We start from the raw sequence: 16,008 nt of genomic DNA, 5'->3' as shown, positions 1-16,008 counted from the left end.
TCAATACGTCACCCGGGGCTGGCGTGAGCCAGCCCTTCTTCGCGTAGCCCAGTAGAGTTCCATGTCTTACCCCAACGCGGTGCTTACGTTGCGCCACCGCCTCAATGTCACCCAGCTCGTCGTCGAGGAGGATTTGCTGATCGGCGATGTCACCGCCCGTTTTCAAGTGGTTTGCCTCTCCCGTTAGCTCCACCACCTCAGGGGTCTGCCCCGCCAGGAAACTGGCGGGGCAGACCCTTTCGTGCCTTGTGTGACTTCTGAGTGCCGAGTCGGCTTTCGTGGATCTGAAGCCCTGTGCTTGGGTGTTTCTGTCGCGGTTTCGGAAGAGCCTCGCTACGCGGCAGTCGGGCTCGGGCGGACTTGGAATCGTCTCTCCGAAATAAGCCAGGTGAGCACAGTGGATGCAATGAGCACAGCGGCTCCACTGGCGAAGGATGCGCTGTAGCTGCCGGTAGCGTCACGCAGAAGCCCGCCCAGCAAGACGCCCAGGGCGGCGAATATCTGGTGGATGAGCCAGGATGATCCCAAGATCCCTCCCATCGCTGTGCCGCCGAAGCGGTCGGCCACCAGTCCGGTAGTCAAAGGAATCACCGGGAAGGATGAGAGGCCGAACATCACCACGCCGAGGATGAAGGCGGGGAGGCTTGGTGCAAGTGCGAGAACCGTGAAAGACACTGCCCTGGCGGTGTGAAGCACAATGAGCGTAACTCGCTTGCCCCATCGTTTGGCCGCCCACTGTCCGGTCAACCACATAGAGGCCGCACTGCACAGGGCGACCAGTGCCATGAGCCACCCGCCCGTACTGGGACTACCGCTGAGCTCCAGGGCAAGCTTCGGCATGTGCGTGGTGAACATAGAGCGAGTACCCGCAGCCGGCGAAACTGAGGCTGATCGTCCAGAACTGACGGTCACTCAGTGCGTCGCGCAATGTGGTAGGCACTCCTGCCTGCTCGAGCGTGCCGTCGGATCGGATACCGACGTCGCTGGGGCTGTTGCGCGCCCCGAACCACAGCACCGGCACAACAAGGGCGAGCATGATCGTCCCAAGAGCAAGGAATGCGGCCCGCCAGCCGAGCATGGTGACAAATACTCCGGCCAGTGGGAGAAGTAGCAGCTGGCCTGCATTGATACCCATCGAACTCACAGCGAGCGCTCGAGGACGGCTCTTGTTGTGCCATCGAGCTACCAGGACTGAGGAAGGCATTGAACTGCACCCGGCGAATCCTGCAGCAACTACAACCCCGAACAGGATTAAGAACTGCCAGTACTCGGTCACGGTTGCAAGCGTGACGTAGGACAGTCCCATTAGCGATGCACTTCCCGCCATCACCTGACGAGGGCCGATCCGGTCAATCAGTCGACCGGCGAGCGGCTGGAACAGTCCCCAAGCCAGAGTGTTCACTGCAACCACAGTGCTCGTTGCCGCTAAGGACCAGGCAAGGCTGTCCATGAGCGGCGCAATGAACTGCCCGATCGCCAGATTCAATCCGAACGCTCCGGTCAAGGAGGTGAAGGCTACGGCCGTGATTCGACCCTGCCAGTGTTGCAAGGTGGTGGTCATCCCACTCTCCTAAGGGGGCGATCCGTGGCTACCTGACGGCGCTCGCTGGTGGCGCTAATCCAGCTCAGCAGGACCTCGTGCGCATGAACGATGCGGCGGTCGGGGCTGCTCACTACATAGAGTTGCAGCAAGCTGACAGCCTCGTCGCTCGTCGTCGATGGCATGTCGCCGACCCGCTTGCGATTGCGCTGGGTGAGGTCGCCTCTGCTGCGGCAGAGTACGCACGTCCGGAACGACGCTCTCGATTACGTGCCTGCCAGGCTCCGGGGTGCATTCTGTTTTTCGAGAAGACCCATCCTCGGCGCGAGTGGTGCTCGCCGGCTTGTGGGAATCGTGTCCGAGTGGCTAGACATGCCCGGTCTGCAAGGTGACTCCTGTAGGCGGGGTCGGGTGGTGCTCGCGCCGGTGACGATGTTGGCGGAGGGACTGCGGAGCCTGACTGGTCTCAGTTCGCTGCCCCTAGGCGCTTGCTCCATGGGGTCTGGGTGGGGTGTTGGTGTGCTCCACGAGGGTCTGAGTCTTGTGCGGCATGGTGAACTCTGGCTAATACGACCCGACCTTGTACGGTCCAGGTGGCCGCCGTGGGGGCGCATTCCCTGACGGTAGTGCAGTGATCTCACTCACGTATGACCGGTGGTGGTTGGCGGAGGTGCGCGGATTTGCGGGGACTTCGCGGACTGGCGGCACGATATGGCAGGAGCTTGAGGGGGTATGCGCAGACTTTTGTCTGCGCTGGAGGCTATTTCGTGCGTATCCTGGAAGGGAAACTGACCGAATAGACTATTAACTGGAGAAGCACCTTGCTGCAGCATGATCGGATGGGGCGCCGGAACTTTCTCAGGGGCGGTCTCGCCTTGGCTGCCTCGGGCACTCTTCTACATGGGCTACAGGTGGCGGCCCATGCCTCCCCTGTCCTCCCGGCGCCGGCCGCCGGTCCTCCCGCGGCGCCCTCAGAGGTGCTGTCGGACATGCAGGATCCCAGGGCCTGGCGACTTTCCTCCGAGGCCGGCTCCGTACGGCCGGACACCTCCACCTACTCCCACGGAACCCAGTCGCTGGAGATCACCACCACCGGCGACCCCGATCGACCCACCTGCGCCGACCTGACGCTCTCGGGTGTCGACATGACCGACTGCCAGTGGGACCTGTGGCTCCGTGCCGAGAACTACCGGCAGGTCGCGAGCATCCTGCTCGAGCTCGGCGGGGAGGGCGAGGACTGTCTGCGCCTGGACGTTGCTCCCGATATGCGAACGCTGCGCACCGGTACCTGGTGCCGGGTGACCGTCAACCGGGCCGCCGAGCGCGCCGTCGTCGGTCGCCCCCAGCTGGATCGGGTGACCAGGGTGCGCCTGAAGGTTGTCCCCGCCTCCGACTCGGCACCGAGCCGGCTGTGGGTCGGCTACCTGGCGACCCTGCCCTCGGCCGACAGCGGTATCGTCTCCATCTCCTTCGACGACGGCTACGACAGCGACTACAAGACGGCCTTGGGGATCATGCAGGGCTACGGCATCCCTGCGGCAACCTCCTACGTCATTGCCGACAAGGTCGGGCTGCCGGGCCGCATGAGTGCTGACCAGCTCGCTGAGATGCGAGAGGTTCACGGCTGGGACATCGCCGCCCACGCCTCCACCGACCTCACCACGCTCGACGAGGCGGGGGTGCGCAAGGAGTTCGAGACGATCAGGTCCTTCCTCCTCGAGCACGGCTACCCCGAGGGTGCTGCCCACTTCGCCCTGCCCATGGGGCGGTACAACGACCTCGTGCTGCGCACCTCGCAGAGCTATTTCAGCTCACTGCGCACCATCGACGTCGCCCCGGAGACCCTCGCGCCGGGGGACCCGTACCGGCTCCGCGTCTTCTACTGCGGCTCCTACACCACCGAGTCTCAGGTTGAGCGAACCCTGGCCCGGTGCCGGGAGCACCGTTGCTGGACCCACATGGTCTTCCATCGCGTCGACAAGGACCCCGACGGCGCTCCCGAGTCGGTGAAGGCGGCCAGCTTCAAACGGTTCATGAAGCAGGTGGCGGACTCCGGCCTGCCCGTCAAGACCGTTCCGGAGGTCATGCGCAGCCAGGCGCTCGCCCCGGCGCCGGGCTGAGGCGTCGTCGCGCCCACTCCGAGTAGGTCCTCCGATACGGAAAGACGGACGCTTGCCTTGGTCATTCGGATTCTTCGTCATGCTCGTCTGCCTTCTCATCCTTCTGGCTTGCGGGGCGGTCAAGACGTTGTTCAAGCGCGGGATGCGGTTCAGGTCGGTGCGGGTCCGCGCCAAGGGCCGCGGTCGGGTGACCACTGTGCGCACTGCGGTGACGACGACGGATGAGGCTCAGCGATCGGCTGATGCGACCGGGCTGCCCCGGGCGCTCATGAGGGACGGCGGGCTCATGCCCGCCGTCCTGGTGGTCCTCGGTGTGGTGGGGTGGCTGTGCTGGCGCGTGCTGGTGAGTCGTCACCATGTCCTGGACACATGGGTCGTATGGAGCTTCGATGTCCTCTTCGTGATCGTCGCCGTGCAGCTGGTCGTGGCCGGCTTCGAGGGGCGCGTGGTCGGTCGCGGCGAGACGTACCGGGTCGCCGTGCTCGTCCCGCTCTACAACGAGGATCCCGACGTCGTGGTTCGGATGCTCTCCGCCCTGCTGCATCAGAGCTCTCCGCCGGCCGAGATCCACGTCGTCGACGACGGCTCCACCCAGGGCGCCTATCTGGAAGAGCGGGACTGGTTCATCCGTCGGGCGGCGATGGCCCGCATCTACGCCACATGGCAACGGACTGCCAATGAGGGCAAGCGTCATGCTCAGATCCATGGTTTCAGGAAGATTCGCGACGCCGACCTGTTCGTGACCGTCGACTCCGACTCCATGCTCGACGCCGAGGCCCTCCATGAGATCGTCCAGCCCTTCAGCGACCCCCGGGTCATGTCGGTCGCAGGCGTCATCCTGGCGATCAACAACCGGGAGAATCTGCTGGCACGCGTCACCGACGTGATCTTCGTCGGACAGCAGCTCATCGACCGCTCCTTCATGTCGCAGCTCGGCTCGGTGATGGTCAACTCCGGTGGTCTGGCCGCCTACCGGTGCTCCATCCTGGCTGAGAACATCGATACCTACATGAATGAGAGCTACCTGGGGCGGCATGTGGAGTTCTCGGACGACTCCATGCTGACCCTCTTCGCGCTGCTTCACGGCAGGACCGTCCAGCAGCCCTCGGCCTTCGCCTTCGCGTGGATGCCCGACCGGTGGAGCCATCATTACCGGCAGCAGGAACGATGGTTCCGCGGCTCCTTCATTCGTGGGCTCTGGCGCATCCGCTTCCTGCCGGTTCTCTCATGGGGGTGGTGGCGCCAGGCAACCGGCTGGATCCAGATCTGGCTGGTGATCTCGGTCTTCGTCTATCTGGTGCTCTGGCGCCCGCTTGTCGCCGGTCATGGCATTCCCCCGACGGTGGTGCTGGTGCCTCTTGCGATCGGGCTGGCGCAGGGTTCGCGGTACATCACCGTGTGGCGTTCGGACACCACCGGCTCCGAGAGGCTCACCAGCCTCATCCTGTCTCCGATGGCGACGCTGTGGTCCGCGCTGATCCTGCGACCTCTACGGGTCTGGGGGATGGTCACCAGCGGCAAGATGGGGTGGAACACCCGCCAGCAGGTCGAGGTCACCTCGCAGTGACGTGCCTACTACTTCTGATTCTCAAGAACTGTGCGGTAGAAGTCCGCGAGGTGGTGGGTGCCCGTCGTCGGGGCGACGCAGTCGCGCATCATGTTCCAGGTCATGAATTGGGCGACGTCGGCCAGACGGGGGCTGAACAGCGCCGTCAGCCTCAGTGCCGGTGGCAGCACCCAGGCGGGCACTGTGGCGATGCGCGGCTGTGCGCCGACGGCGCGGAATGCCAGCTGGGCTACCTGTCTCCAGGTGAGCACGTTCGGTCCGCCGATGTCCCACGTGCCGGAAGTCCTCTCCTCCATCCGGTCAACGACGTAGACCGCCAGATCCGCCCCGTGGATCGGATTGATCCGCGCCGTCGGGCGGAGCACCGTCACCAGGCCGCGCCTGGCCATCGTTAGTACCTCCGTCATGTCGGAGAAGTAGGCCGGCGGATTGATGATCTGAGAACAGATCTCCGCCACCGAGAGCGTCTGCGCGAATGCCGACTTCGCTCGCGTCAGCCGGGCGGGGCAACGATCGCCACCCAGGGCATTGATGTAGGTGAAGGAGCCGGCGTGCTTCAGCGCCGAGTCCAGGATCGCCAGGTTGGCGAGGTTGTCGATCTGCCACGGGTCGGCCTTCTGGCGCGTCACCCCCAGAGCCGAGACAACATGCTCGACGTCGGCTGCGAGATCCCGGGTGAAGCGAGGATCGGTGACGCTCCCGAGAGCCCACTCGTCCACCAGGCCGTCCAATGACGGTGAGCCCCAGGGCCCTTCCCTGCGGGCGCGATCCCGGTCCCGCACCACGGCCCTCACGAGGTGCCCGCGGCTGTGAAGCTCGGCGACCACGTACCGGCCGAGGTATCCGGTCGCCCCGGCGACAAGAACGCTCGCCATCTCGCATTCCTCCTGAACCTCGTTGTGGCAGCGAACGGTTGGTGACGGCTACGGTAGTCATTTGTGGACAGATATGTCCACAAATAAGCAGGCTGTCGGTTCCCGTGGCCGCGGTCAAGCGGGGAGGGATCTGTTATGGCGCCCCGAACAGCCGCGTCAGGAGGGTGTGCGCCAGCTGTCGAGCATCCGCTCCCTTGCCGGCCTGTGAGGCCAACCACCGATCGAGTGCGACGGCAACGCTCCACACGAGCTCGACATGCAGGTCCTCCGGGATCTCCTGGTCGAGCACGCCCTGCTCGCGACCCGCGTGCACGGTCTGCTGGCACCACGCCCGGGTGGCCCCCTCGAAATCGGTGCGTGAGGCGCTCGGCGGAGCGTCCCGCATGTGGAAGAGCATCGCGATTGTCGCCACGTCCTCGTCGTCGCCGGCTGCCGCCAGCTCGTCGAAGAAGGTGAAGATCTCGGGCCAGAAGGACTCAGCGGTCAGCGCCGCAGGATCGGGCGGGCTCACCCGCTCGGCGAGCAGGGTCAGCCCGTCGGAGAATGCCGCGTTGAAGAGCGCCGCCTTGTCGGTGAAGAAGTGGTAGAAGGAGCTGCGAGGGAACTCCGCGGCGGAGAGGATGTCGCTCAACGCGGTGCCGTTGTACCCGCGGAGCGCAAACATCGTGCGTGCCGTCCGCATCAAGCGACGACGTCGGGTCGGGTCGATCGGCTTGCGCGGCCTGGCCATCTCTCACCTCGCAGGTTGCCGGCGGCTCGTCCTCGAGTCGTCAGGGTACTTGCTCGGGTGGTCGTCAGTCCGGCCACTGCCCCTTGCCGGCGGGCAGGCCGACGGCGGCCAGCAGTCCCGGAAAGCGCTGCTCGATGACGTCGTCGCGCCGGGTGATGCGCCGGTGCTTGCCCTCGCGCTCGGTATGCATGAGCCCAGACTCGCGCAGCACCCGGAAGTGGTGCGACATCGTGGACTTGACGACGTCGTAGCTCAGGTCCCCGCAGTACAGGGCGCCCTCATCGGCGATCCGACGCAGGACGTCACGGCGGATGGGGTCGGACAGGGCGCCCAGGATCGCGTCCAGGGAGATGTCGCCCGCCTCGGGGTGGAAGAGCTCCCTGTCCTTCACGGTTCGTCCCCGCCTCTCTGTCTCAGTCCTCGCCTCGGCGTCGTGCGGACGAGGTTGACAAAGGATAGCGTCTCGTACAATTCTTAGTACGTCAAACATCGAACTAAGGAGGTTTGAGATGACTGAAGAAGCTCGTGTCTCAACGCATGTGTCCGTGGATGACGAGAGCACGCCGTCGAAAGGCGCTCGCGTCTCGACCATGGGCTGGCTGTCCTTCTTCACCATGTTCGCCATCGGGACCGACACCTTCCTCGTCGCGCCTCTGCTGCCCCTGCTCCAGCGCGAGCTCGACGTCCCCCTGGCCCGGGCCGGCTGGCTGGTCTCCGCCTACGCCCTGGGGTACGCGCTGTTCGCCCTCGTGGCCGGTCCTGTCTCGGACCGCCACGACCGACGCCGAGTCATCCTCTCCGGCCTGGCGGCCTTCGCCGTCTTCACCTGCGCGTGCGGTCTGGCCTGGAGCTTCTGGAGCATGGTCGCCGCGCGGTTCCTGGCCGGCGTGAGCGCCGCCTTCGTCAGCTCCCAGATCTGGGCCTCCATCCCGGTGACGGTGCCCCGGCCATCCATCATCAAGGTCATGGGCTACGCGACTGCGGGACTGGCGGTTGCACAGGTGGCCGGCGTACCGGTCGGCTCCTACCTGTCAGTCAGAGGGTGGCAGCTGCCGTTCTTCGTGGTCGCGGCGGTCAGCGTCGTCCTGTGGGGACTCCTCTTCCTCTCGTTCCCCCATGTGCGGCCGGTGGGGGAGCCTGCTGACGTCGTCGGCTCCTACCGAAGGGTTCTCGGCTCTCGGGTGCTGAGGTGGTCGCTCCTCGCCTACCTCGTGTTCCAGACCGGTAACTACGCCTCGTTCTCCTTCATCGGCTCCTGGCTGGCCAAGGACTTCGGCGCCTCGCAGACCGCCATCGGGGAGGCCATGATGATGATCGGTCTGGGGACTGCGCTGGGATCGCTTCTCGGTCCACGGCTCGTTGCAAGGATCGGTGAGCGGCGGTCGCTGTGGGCCGGCATCCTCATCCAGGGCGCGTTCTACCTCCTGGCCGCTGCGATGCCGCTCATTGCGCACACCATGTGGGGTGCCGTCATCGCCTTCGCCGCGGCCCTGGTGGTCGCCGGTTTCCTCCTGCCGGTCCTCATGGGGCAGCTGCAGGCCCACGCCGGCCAGGCGCGAGGAACCGTCTCCTCGCTATCCAATACGGCGATGTACCTGGGTGCCACCATCGCGGGCGCCGTCGGTGGAGACCTTCTCACTCGGCTCCCCGGTTTCTGGGGTCCCGGTCTCATGACTGCTCTCGCATTCCTCCTGGCCGTTGCCTTGTACGCGATCGCCGGCGCCCTGGCTTCTGAGTGACTCGGGCGCCTATGGTCGTGTGCGAAGGGCGGCAACAAGTCCGATCCCGGGCGTCGGAGGGTGCCCAGGCGGGTGGCCGACCACGGACGGGTCGACAACAGCTCGATCAGAGACCAACAAGGGAGAAGCATGTCTCAACTGACTGTAGCCGTACTCGGCACCGGAATCATGGGCTCGGCGATGGCTCGCAACATCGCCGGCGCCGGCCACGCCGTGCGCGCCTGGAACCGCACGATCTCGCGTGCCCAGCCCCTGGCCGACGACGGCATCGAGATCGCCCCCACCGCCACCGCCGCCGTCGAGGGGGCCGACGTCGTCATCACCATGCTCTTCGACGGCTCCGCCGTCGCCGAGGTCATGCGCGAGACCGCTCCCGCCATGCGTCCCGGCGCCGCCTGGCTGCAGATGACCACCGTCAGCCCTGACGATGTGGCGGTCCTGGCCGCCATCGCGGAGTCCGCCGGGGTCCTCTTCTACGACTCGCCCGTCTCCGGGACCCGCCAGCCCGCCGAGTCCGGCACCCTTGTCATCATGGCCGCCGGCCCTACCTCCGGCCGCGAGCTGGTCACCCCGGTCCTGGACGCCGTCGGGTCGCGCACCGTGTGGACCGGCGAGGACGGTGCCGCCGCCCCCTCGACCCGCCTCAAGTTGGTCGTCAACTCCTGGGTCATCGCCGTGTCCAACGCCGCCGGCGAGATCGTCACCCTGGCGAAGGCGATCGGTGTGCCCCCGGCCCAGTTCTTCGAGGTGCTCGACGGCGGTGGCCTGGACCTGCCCTTCCTGCGCATCAAGGCCGACCTCGTTGAACGGGGCGCCCTGAGTCCGGCCAACTTCGCCGTCGACACCTCTGGCAAGGACGCCCACCTCATCCTCGAGCTCGCCCGCGAAGCCGGCTTGAGGCTCGATGGCATGGAGGCCTTCTCCGCCCGGCTCGACCGTGTCGCCGACGCCGGCCACGCCCACGAGGACATGGCCGCCTCCTACCTGGCCGGGTTCTCGACCTCGACCAAAACCTCGTAAGGGACGCGGCCCCGGGTCAGGGGGGCCAATGTTGGTGGGTGAGGGGGGAGGCGCTTTGATGGGGGTGGTGTGTCGCTGGGGCGGGGGCGTGGGCCCCGTGGGGACGGTGAGTGGTGCTTAATCAATCCCTTTGTTCTGGGAGGCCGCGCTGATGTCAGCTTCCACCACGAACGCCTTGTCGCACCAGCCCTTGATCCAGGTTCTCAGGAGCATCACCGACCCACGCGACAGAGGCGGTGTGCGCCTTGACCTGCCCACGGTGTTGTTCCTGGCCGTGACCGGGGTGCTGGCCGGATGTCGCAGCCTGACGGCGATATGGGAGCACTCCATCGACCTGACCGCCTCCGACCTGCGGTCCCTGGGGGTGGAGTCGGGGCCGGGCCCCGCCCTCGGCAGTCATCCATCCGCCGGGTCCTGCAGGACCTGGACCCCGTACATGACGTTTTGGTTGTTGTGGAGTCAAAGAGAGTGGGTAGGTGTGTCTGCGCCCCGGTCCCAGCGCCCGCGAGCAGCCGCAATGCTTTCGCGATTGTCCGTTGCCCAGTCGACGAGCTGGCGAAGAACGACTGTGAGAGATTCACCGGTTCCAGTCAACGCGTACTCGACTTGCGGCGGGGAGGTGTCCAGGACCGTCCGGCTGATGAGTCCGTCCCGCTGGAGTCGACGCAGGGTGACTGTGAGCATGCGTTGGGATATTCCCTCCACCGAGCGCAGTAGCTGCCCAAAGCGGCGCCTGCCGTGCAGGCGCAGCTGAATGATGACGAGGACCGACCAGGTGTCCCCGATCCGGTCGAGGACGTCGCGTAGGCCGCAGACAGTGCTGTCGGGCTCGCAGTCGGCCTCCTGTGTGGAGGTCTCGTTGACGGTTACTCTCGGGTGCCTATCTGTCATGAAGGTGCCTTCTTGTCGCGTCCATCGGTTCGCCATACTGTCGACTCGGGTAGTTACCAATAGTAACCAAGGAGGAGTGAAGCAGTATGCCCGACAAGTCGAGCGAAGCGATTGGCATCATCGGGTCCGGTCCTATTGGACAGGGGCTGGCGACATTGTGGGCGCAGGCCGGCTACATGGTTCAGCTCGGTGCGCGGTCTCCGGAGCCGGCGAGGCGCGTGAGTGTTCCCCCGAGTGTGCGCGTTGTCAGCTTTGAGGAGGCCGCCCGGCACAAGGTGGTGGTCCTGGCGGTCAAGCACAGTGCTGCGCAGGACGTGGTAGATCGTCTCGCGCCGCTCCTCAAGAGGGCGATGGTCTTCGACGTGATGAACGCCGCTGGTATGCGGGAGGGGCAGATCGTCTCCACGCTGCCGGAGGGGCGCACTGAAGGGCAGTGGATGGCCGAGATGCTGCCGGACTCAGTGGTTGTCCGCGCCTTCTCCCATATTCAGGAGGAGTTGCTCGTGTCGCGAGCAGGTAAGAATCTCGGAGTCTGGGCGGTCGGATATGCCACCGATGCTCTTGAGGAACGACCGCGAATTGAAAGCCTCCTCGAGGCTACCGGATATGTGCCCGTATTTGTTGGGACGCTCGCAGAATCATCATTGCTCGATCCTGGCGGATCAGTATTCCCCCACCTGTTCACGGCCGGTGATCTCCAACATCTTGCCGCCGTGCATCGACTGCCTCGGATGCTGGAGCGATTCAACGCGGGTGACATGAGTGAGGTGCTCCATGACAAGGTTCAGTGGAGTTTCCCCTACGGTCCCACGCTCGGGGTGCAGGAGACCTTCATCGGGAAGGAGGCGGTTGTGGATCATCTGAGGAGAGTGCGCGACTCCGGTGTACGCATCTCCGATATACGCACCGAGCTCGAGACCCCGCACGGTGCCGTGGTGCACGCCGAGGGAGTGTTCCCGACCGCTCAAGGGCCCATCGCCAGCGAGATCGTCAGCGTCGTCACCATGAAGGGCGGGCTCATCGGCGAGGTTCGCGAATACTGGGACACCGCGGCGATCAAGGGGTGAGTCCCAGGGGTGGGGCAGACGCGGTTGAGCGGAGCACTACCCTGCCTTGAGCCGCTACGTCTGCTTTGTACTGATGAGAATGGACCATTAACGATCGTATTCGGACACAGTGCTACTCTCCCCTCGGAATCATCCCGACATCGAGAGATCTCACCATGTCCACAACAACCTCAAGCGGCTCCACTGCGGCGAAGTCGTCCAGTGCCGGCTCCGGACCGGTCAAGGAGCTGACGATCCGCGGCGTCGTCATCGGCGGCATCATCACGCTCGTCTTCACCGCGGCGAACGTCTACCTCGGCCTCAAGGTGGGGCTCACCTTCGCCACCTCCATCCCGGCCGCTGTCATCTCCATGGCGATCCTGCGCCGCTTCTCCGATCACACGATCCAGGAGAACAACATCGTCCAGACGATCGCCTCGGCGGCCGGGACGCTGTCCGCCATCATCTTCGTGCTGCCCGGGCTCATCATCGTGGGCTGGTGGACCGGCTTCCCCTACCTCCAGACGGTGCTCGTCATCATCCTGGGAGGCATCCTCGGCGTCACCTACTCGATCCCGCTGCGGCGCGCGCTCGTGACCAACTCCGAGCTGCCCTACCCCGAGGGCGTGGCCGGCGCCGAGGTCCTCCGCGTGGGTGACACCAGCGAGGGCGCCGAGGAGTCTCGCCGTGGACTGGGCATCATCGTGCGTGGCTCCATCGCCTCGGCCGCCCTCTACTTCCTCAACACCCTCAAGGCCATCAGCGTCGAGATCTCCGGGGTCTTCCGGGTCGGTGCGGGCGCCACCATGATGGGCACCTCCCTGTCCCTGGCCCTGGCCGGCGTGGGCCACCTGGTCGGCATCGGCGTCGGCATCGCCATGATCGTCGGCCTGCTCATCTCCTACGGCGTGCTGCTTCCGGTGCGCACCTGGGGCGGTGCCGCAGGCGCCCCGGACCTGGCGGACTTCGTGAGCACTACCTTCGCCGGCGAGGTACGCATCGTGGGCGCCGGGGCCATCGCCGTCGCCGCCATCTGGACCTTTCTGAAGATCCTCGGCCCCATCGTCACCGGCATCCGCGAGTCCCTGGCCTCCAGCGCCAAGCGCGACGCCGGTGAGGAGATCCCCCTGACCGAGCGCGACCTGTCGATGAAGACGGTCATCGGCGTCACCGTCGGCTCCATGCTGCCCATCGGCGTGCTCCTATGGCTGTTCCTGCACGGGACCTCCGTGGCCCACCACGCCGCGGGCCTCATCATCGCCTCCATCCTGTTCATCCTGCTGACCGGCCTGGTCGTCGCCTCGGTGTGCGGCTACATGGCCGGCCTCATCGGCTCCTCCAACTCGCCGATCTCCGGCGTCGGTATCCTCGTGGCCGTCTCCGCAGCGGCACTCGTGCGCACCATCGCCAGCGCCTCCTCGCCCGACGACGTGCGCACCCTGGTGGCCTACACTCTGTTCGTCACCGCCGTCGTCTTCGGCGTGGCCACGATCTCCAACGACAACCTCCAGGACCTCAAGACCGGCCAGCTCGTCGACTCCACCCCGTGGAAGCAGCAGGTTGCCCTCGTCATCGGTGTCGTCTTCGGCGCCATCGTCATCCCGCCGGTGCTCAGCCTCATGCAGAGGGCCTTCGGCTTCGCCGGCGCCCCCGGCGCCAGTGCCGACGCCCTGGCCGCGCCCCAAGCGAACCTCATCAAGCACCTGGTGCAGGGCGTCCTCGGCGGCGACCTCAGCTGGAGCCTGCTGGGACTGGGTGCCCTCATCGGCGCCGTCATCATCGCCATCGACGAGATCCTGCGCCGCAACAGCGCGTACTCCCTGCCGCCGCTCGCCGTCGGCATGGGCATGTACCTGCCCACCGCCGTCACCGTCATGATCCCGGTCGGTGCGGCCCTGGGCCACCTCTACGACCGCTGGGCCCAGCGCACCGCCAATCCCGAGCTGGCCAAGCGCATGGGCACGCTCATGGCCACAGGCCTCATCGTCGGTGAGAGCCTCGCCGGCGTCATTTACGCCGGCATCGTCGTGGCCTTCGGCGGCAAGGAGGACCCGCTGGCCATCATGCCCGAGGGCTTCGCCGGCATCGCCCCCTGGGTGGGCGTGGTGCTGTTCGTCGCCACCCTGTGGTACCTCTACCGCGGCGCCCGCCAGGAGAGCACTCGCGACTGAGCCCTCCGGAGCCCTTCAGGATCGACGTCGATCTTTCTCCGACCGTCCTCGCGACCGCCGTCCCTGCACTAGGCTGGGCGGAGGCCGCGAGGACGCGTAGTACCAGGAGGACCTCATGACTTCGGCAGCACCGACAACATCAGTGGCATGTGGGATCGACATCGGTGGATCGGGTGTTAAGAGCGCCCTGGTCGACCTGGCCACGGGCACGTTCATCGGTGAGCGCGTCCGCATTGACACTCCCGAGGAGTCGACTCCTGCGGCCGTCGCCGATGTGTGCCGCGAGCTCCTCGAACAGCTTGAGGTGGGCGACGACGTCCCGGTCGGCGTGGCCCTGCCCGCTCCGATCGTCCACGGCACCGTCCCCTTCATCGCCAATCTCGACAAGTCCTGGACGGGCGTCAACCTCACCGAGCTCATGCGCGAGCACCTGGGCCGGCCGGTCACCGGCCTCAATGACGCCGACGCCGCCGGCCTGGCCGAGGTCGCCTTCGGTGCCGCCAAGGACGTGCCCGGAACCATCATCGTCACCACGCTGGGTACCGGGATCGGCTCTGCCGTCATCGTCGACGGGACCCTGGTGCCCAACACCGAGCTCGGGCACCTGGAGATTGACGGCTACGATGCCGAGAGTCGGGCCTCCGCCGGCCAGCGCACGGCTCAGGAGCTGTCCTGGAAGAAGTGGGCCAAGCGCCTCCAGCGCTACTACGCCCACGTGGAGATGCTCTTCTCCCCGGACCTGTTCGTGGTGGGCGGGGGAGTCTCCCGCAAGCACGAGAAGTACCTGCCGCTGCTCGACCTCAAGACCCCGATCGTCCCGGCCCAGCTGCTCAACACGGCCGGCATTGTCGGGGCCGCCTACCAGGCCTCCCGGGCCGTCACGATCTGAACGGTCCGACTGGGAGCAGAGCGGGCCCGGCACTGTCCATATGGACAGCAGGGGCTGTGCCCTGGGCGGGGGTATTCGGCCTGCTGGCTCGTGACACTGGAGGCATGGGTAAAGCAGAGAAGTTCAGTCCTATCCGTTCCGATGTCACCACGCCCGAGAACCCTGAGGCCCTGGAGGCTGCCGGCGCCCGGCCCGGCCATCGTCGTTCGGTGGTGTGGCGGGTGTTGGCGGTGCCTGTGGTGGCGGCGATTGCGTTGGGTGCTGCTGGTGGTGCGGCGTCGGCGGCGCCGTCGAAGGGGGAGGCTGAGAGTCTGAAGGCTCGGGCGCAGGGGCTGGTGGAGGCCGGTTACCCGGCGGCTCTGGCGGCGGTGAGCGACAGCAAGGGGGAGTCGGCGGGGGTGGCCGTGGGCAAGGGCAATCTCGAGACGGGTCAGGCTCCGCCGATGGACGGGGAGGTGAGGGTCGGGTCGAACACGAAGACCTTTGTGGCTGTGGTGGTCATGCAGATGGTTCAGGAGGGCAAGGTGGGGCTCGATGAGCCGATCGAGACCTATCTGCCGGGCCTGATCAAGGGTGAGGGTATTGACGGCTCCAAGATCACGGTGCGCCAGCTCCTGCAGCACACCAGCGGCCTGCCTGAGTACGCGGACACCTACCGTTCCAGCAACGCTGAGGTGATTGAGAATATGCAGCACTATGTTCCTCCGCGTGACCTTCTGGATACTGCTCTGGGTAAGCCGGCGGCCTTCGAGCCCGGCACTCAGTGGAAGTACACCAACACGAACTACATCGTGCTGGGGATCCTCATTGAGCGAGTGTCCCAGCGGCCGGTGGGCGAGCAGATCGATCAGCGCATCGTCAAGAAGCTGGGACTGTCCCACACCTACCTCCCGGGAAACGGCGAGAAGAAGCTCCACGGCCCTCACCCTCAGGGCTACTACCTCAGCGCTGAGGGCAAGCTGGAGGACATGACCGATCTGGATACCTCACTTGCCTGGGCCGCCGGTGGCATGGTGTCGACCCCCAGCGAGCTCAACACCTTCTTCCAGGCCGTCTTCGACGGCAGGCTGCTGACCCAGGCCAGCATCGACGAGATGAAGAACGGAGCGGTAGACGCCAGCTCGCACCTTGGATCGGGGAGGGTATACGGATTAGGACTCGTCGGTACGTCCTTGACCTGCGGGGGCACATCCTGGGGCCACGGTGGTGACATTGATGGGTACCACACCGGCAACGCTGTCGGACCTGACGGCACTGCAGCCATATTCGCCGTGACAGCCGCGCCCGCGGCGATCGCGGATCAGAGCAACCTGGAGAGCTCCGCCAAGGAGAAGTACCAACTGGTTGAAGACGCCGTCGACGCCGCCCTGTGCCACAAGTGATGGGCTCTGAGACGGACTCGGGCGCCTCGCGGCTGCGC

15 protein-coding genes and 1 pseudogene are annotated in these 16,008 nt (G+C 65.9%); 10 read left to right on the top strand and 6 right to left on the bottom strand.

Going from position 1 to position 16,008, the window contains the following annotated elements; genetic code table 11:
- Nucleotides 1–61 precede the first annotated feature (61 nt).
- Nucleotides 62–166, top strand: a pseudogene (locus tag HMPREF9056_RS14585) (IS481 family transposase); the annotation flags it as partial.
- 167 nt (nucleotides 167–333) lie between these two features.
- Here HMPREF9056_RS14585 and HMPREF9056_RS14580 read toward each other — a convergent pair.
- Nucleotides 334–840, bottom strand: a complete 507-nt coding sequence (locus HMPREF9056_RS14580) for an MFS transporter (protein WP_009403031.1) — start codon at nucleotides 838–840, stop codon at nucleotides 334–336.
- Nucleotides 809–1,561 carry an MFS transporter gene (locus HMPREF9056_RS14575; RefSeq protein WP_009403030.1) on the bottom strand — a complete coding sequence of 251 codons (753 nt, stop codon included), beginning with the start codon at nucleotides 1,559–1,561 and terminating at the stop codon, nucleotides 809–811. The genes HMPREF9056_RS14580 and HMPREF9056_RS14575 overlap by 32 nt, the downstream gene beginning before the upstream one ends.
- Nucleotides 1,562–1,644: 83 nt before the next feature.
- On the opposite strand from HMPREF9056_RS14575, the gene HMPREF9056_RS14870 reads away from it, so the two are divergent.
- From HMPREF9056_RS14870 to HMPREF9056_RS03885, 3 genes are all read left to right on the top strand, one after another.
- Nucleotides 1,645–1,932 (top strand): CGNR zinc finger domain-containing protein, encoded by a 288-nt coding sequence (locus tag HMPREF9056_RS14870; protein ID WP_087942180.1) that lies wholly within the window; start codon nucleotides 1,645–1,647, stop codon nucleotides 1,930–1,932.
- A 597-nt stretch (nucleotides 1,933–2,529) separates the two neighbouring features.
- Nucleotides 2,530–3,660 (top strand): polysaccharide deacetylase family protein, encoded by a 1,131-nt coding sequence (locus HMPREF9056_RS03890; RefSeq protein ID WP_253269921.1) that lies wholly within the window; start codon nucleotides 2,530–2,532, stop codon nucleotides 3,658–3,660.
- 79 nt (nucleotides 3,661–3,739) lie between these two features.
- Nucleotides 3,740–5,227: a glycosyltransferase gene (locus HMPREF9056_RS03885; protein ID WP_009403026.1), complete on the top strand. Its 1,488-nt coding sequence runs from the start codon at nucleotides 3,740–3,742 to the stop codon at nucleotides 5,225–5,227.
- A gap of 8 nt (nucleotides 5,228–5,235) precedes the next feature.
- Here the strand turns inward: HMPREF9056_RS03885 and HMPREF9056_RS03880 are convergent, their stop codons facing one another.
- The 3 genes from HMPREF9056_RS03880 to HMPREF9056_RS03870 form a co-directional block, all read right to left on the bottom strand.
- Nucleotides 5,236–6,102, bottom strand: a complete 867-nt coding sequence (locus tag HMPREF9056_RS03880; protein ID WP_009403024.1) for an NAD(P)H-binding protein — start codon at nucleotides 6,100–6,102, stop codon at nucleotides 5,236–5,238.
- A 133-nt stretch (nucleotides 6,103–6,235) separates the two neighbouring features.
- Nucleotides 6,236–6,784 (bottom strand): TetR/AcrR family transcriptional regulator, encoded by a 549-nt coding sequence (locus HMPREF9056_RS03875; RefSeq protein WP_009403022.1) that lies wholly within the window; start codon nucleotides 6,782–6,784, stop codon nucleotides 6,236–6,238.
- Nucleotides 6,785–6,896: 112 nt separating this feature from the next.
- Nucleotides 6,897–7,223 carry a helix-turn-helix transcriptional regulator gene (locus tag HMPREF9056_RS03870; protein WP_009403018.1) on the bottom strand — a complete coding sequence of 109 codons (327 nt, stop codon included), beginning with the start codon at nucleotides 7,221–7,223 and terminating at the stop codon, nucleotides 6,897–6,899.
- Between the two features lie 118 nt (nucleotides 7,224–7,341).
- Between HMPREF9056_RS03870 and HMPREF9056_RS03865 the strand changes: the two genes are divergently transcribed.
- A complete protein-coding gene (locus tag HMPREF9056_RS03865) occupies nucleotides 7,342–8,571 on the top strand; it encodes an MFS transporter (protein WP_034513729.1) in 1,230 nt (409 codons plus the stop codon).
- A gap of 60 nt (nucleotides 8,572–8,631) precedes the next feature.
- Nucleotides 8,632–9,591 (top strand): NAD(P)-dependent oxidoreductase, encoded by a 960-nt coding sequence (locus tag HMPREF9056_RS03860; RefSeq protein WP_367379059.1) that lies wholly within the window; start codon nucleotides 8,632–8,634, stop codon nucleotides 9,589–9,591.
- A 459-nt stretch (nucleotides 9,592–10,050) separates the two neighbouring features.
- Here the strand turns inward: HMPREF9056_RS03860 and HMPREF9056_RS03855 are convergent, their stop codons facing one another.
- The gene (locus HMPREF9056_RS03855) at nucleotides 10,051–10,482 is read right to left on the bottom strand and encodes a helix-turn-helix domain-containing protein (RefSeq protein ID WP_009403012.1); all 432 of its coding nucleotides are present in this window, start codon (nucleotides 10,480–10,482) and stop codon (nucleotides 10,051–10,053) included.
- A gap of 86 nt (nucleotides 10,483–10,568) precedes the next feature.
- Between HMPREF9056_RS03855 and HMPREF9056_RS03850 the strand changes: the two genes are divergently transcribed.
- The 4 genes from HMPREF9056_RS03850 to HMPREF9056_RS03835 all read left to right on the top strand — a co-directional run bounded on the left by HMPREF9056_RS03850 (nucleotide 10,569) and on the right by HMPREF9056_RS03835 (nucleotide 15,970).
- Nucleotides 10,569–11,549 carry an NAD(P)-binding domain-containing protein gene (locus tag HMPREF9056_RS03850; protein WP_009403010.1) on the top strand — a complete coding sequence of 327 codons (981 nt, stop codon included), beginning with the start codon at nucleotides 10,569–10,571 and terminating at the stop codon, nucleotides 11,547–11,549.
- A gap of 155 nt (nucleotides 11,550–11,704) precedes the next feature.
- Nucleotides 11,705–13,699 (top strand): OPT family oligopeptide transporter, encoded by a 1,995-nt coding sequence (locus HMPREF9056_RS03845; protein WP_009403008.1) that lies wholly within the window; start codon nucleotides 11,705–11,707, stop codon nucleotides 13,697–13,699.
- A 115-nt stretch (nucleotides 13,700–13,814) separates the two neighbouring features.
- On the top strand, nucleotides 13,815–14,588 hold the full coding sequence (gene ppgK, locus HMPREF9056_RS03840) for a polyphosphate--glucose phosphotransferase (RefSeq protein ID WP_034513726.1): 774 nt from the start codon (nucleotides 13,815–13,817) through the stop codon (nucleotides 14,586–14,588).
- A gap of 56 nt (nucleotides 14,589–14,644) precedes the next feature.
- Nucleotides 14,645–15,970 carry a serine hydrolase gene (locus tag HMPREF9056_RS03835; RefSeq protein ID WP_253269918.1) on the top strand — a complete coding sequence of 442 codons (1,326 nt, stop codon included), beginning with the start codon at nucleotides 14,645–14,647 and terminating at the stop codon, nucleotides 15,968–15,970.
- Nucleotides 15,971–16,008 lie beyond the last annotated feature (38 nt).

The sequence above is a fragment of the Actinomyces sp. oral taxon 170 str. F0386 genome (genome assembly GCF_000195595.1).
Classification (GTDB): Bacteria; Actinomycetota; Actinomycetes; order Actinomycetales; family Actinomycetaceae; genus Actinomyces.
The sequence above is the reverse complement of the archived record's forward strand: the minus strand, read 5'-3'. Positions and strand labels throughout refer to the sequence as shown.

Coding starts and splice junctions, on each gene's coding strand:
- HMPREF9056_RS03865 (WP_034513729.1), top strand. CDS start 7,342: ATGACTGAAGAAGCTCGTGTCTCAACGCATGTGTCCGTGGATGACGAG.
- HMPREF9056_RS03855 (WP_009403012.1), bottom strand. CDS start 10,482: ATGACAGATAGGCACCCGAGAGTAACCGTCAACGAGACCTCCACACAG.
- HMPREF9056_RS03850 (WP_009403010.1), top strand. CDS start 10,569: ATGCCCGACAAGTCGAGCGAAGCGATTGGCATCATCGGGTCCGGTCCT.
- HMPREF9056_RS03880 (WP_009403024.1), bottom strand. CDS start 6,102: ATGGCGAGCGTTCTTGTCGCCGGGGCGACCGGATACCTCGGCCGGTAC.
- ppgK (WP_034513726.1), top strand. CDS start 13,815: ATGACTTCGGCAGCACCGACAACATCAGTGGCATGTGGGATCGACATC.
- HMPREF9056_RS03845 (WP_009403008.1), top strand. CDS start 11,705: ATGTCCACAACAACCTCAAGCGGCTCCACTGCGGCGAAGTCGTCCAGT.
- HMPREF9056_RS14870 (WP_087942180.1), top strand. CDS start 1,645: ATGAACGATGCGGCGGTCGGGGCTGCTCACTACATAGAGTTGCAGCAA.
- HMPREF9056_RS03875 (WP_009403022.1), bottom strand. CDS start 6,784: ATGCGGACGGCACGCACGATGTTTGCGCTCCGCGGGTACAACGGCACC.
- HMPREF9056_RS14575 (WP_009403030.1), bottom strand. CDS start 1,561: ATGACCACCACCTTGCAACACTGGCAGGGTCGAATCACGGCCGTAGCC.
- HMPREF9056_RS03885 (WP_009403026.1), top strand. CDS start 3,740: ATGCTCGTCTGCCTTCTCATCCTTCTGGCTTGCGGGGCGGTCAAGACG.
- HMPREF9056_RS14580 (WP_009403031.1), bottom strand. CDS start 840: ATGCCGAAGCTTGCCCTGGAGCTCAGCGGTAGTCCCAGTACGGGCGGG.
- HMPREF9056_RS03890 (WP_253269921.1), top strand. CDS start 2,530: ATGCAGGATCCCAGGGCCTGGCGACTTTCCTCCGAGGCCGGCTCCGTA.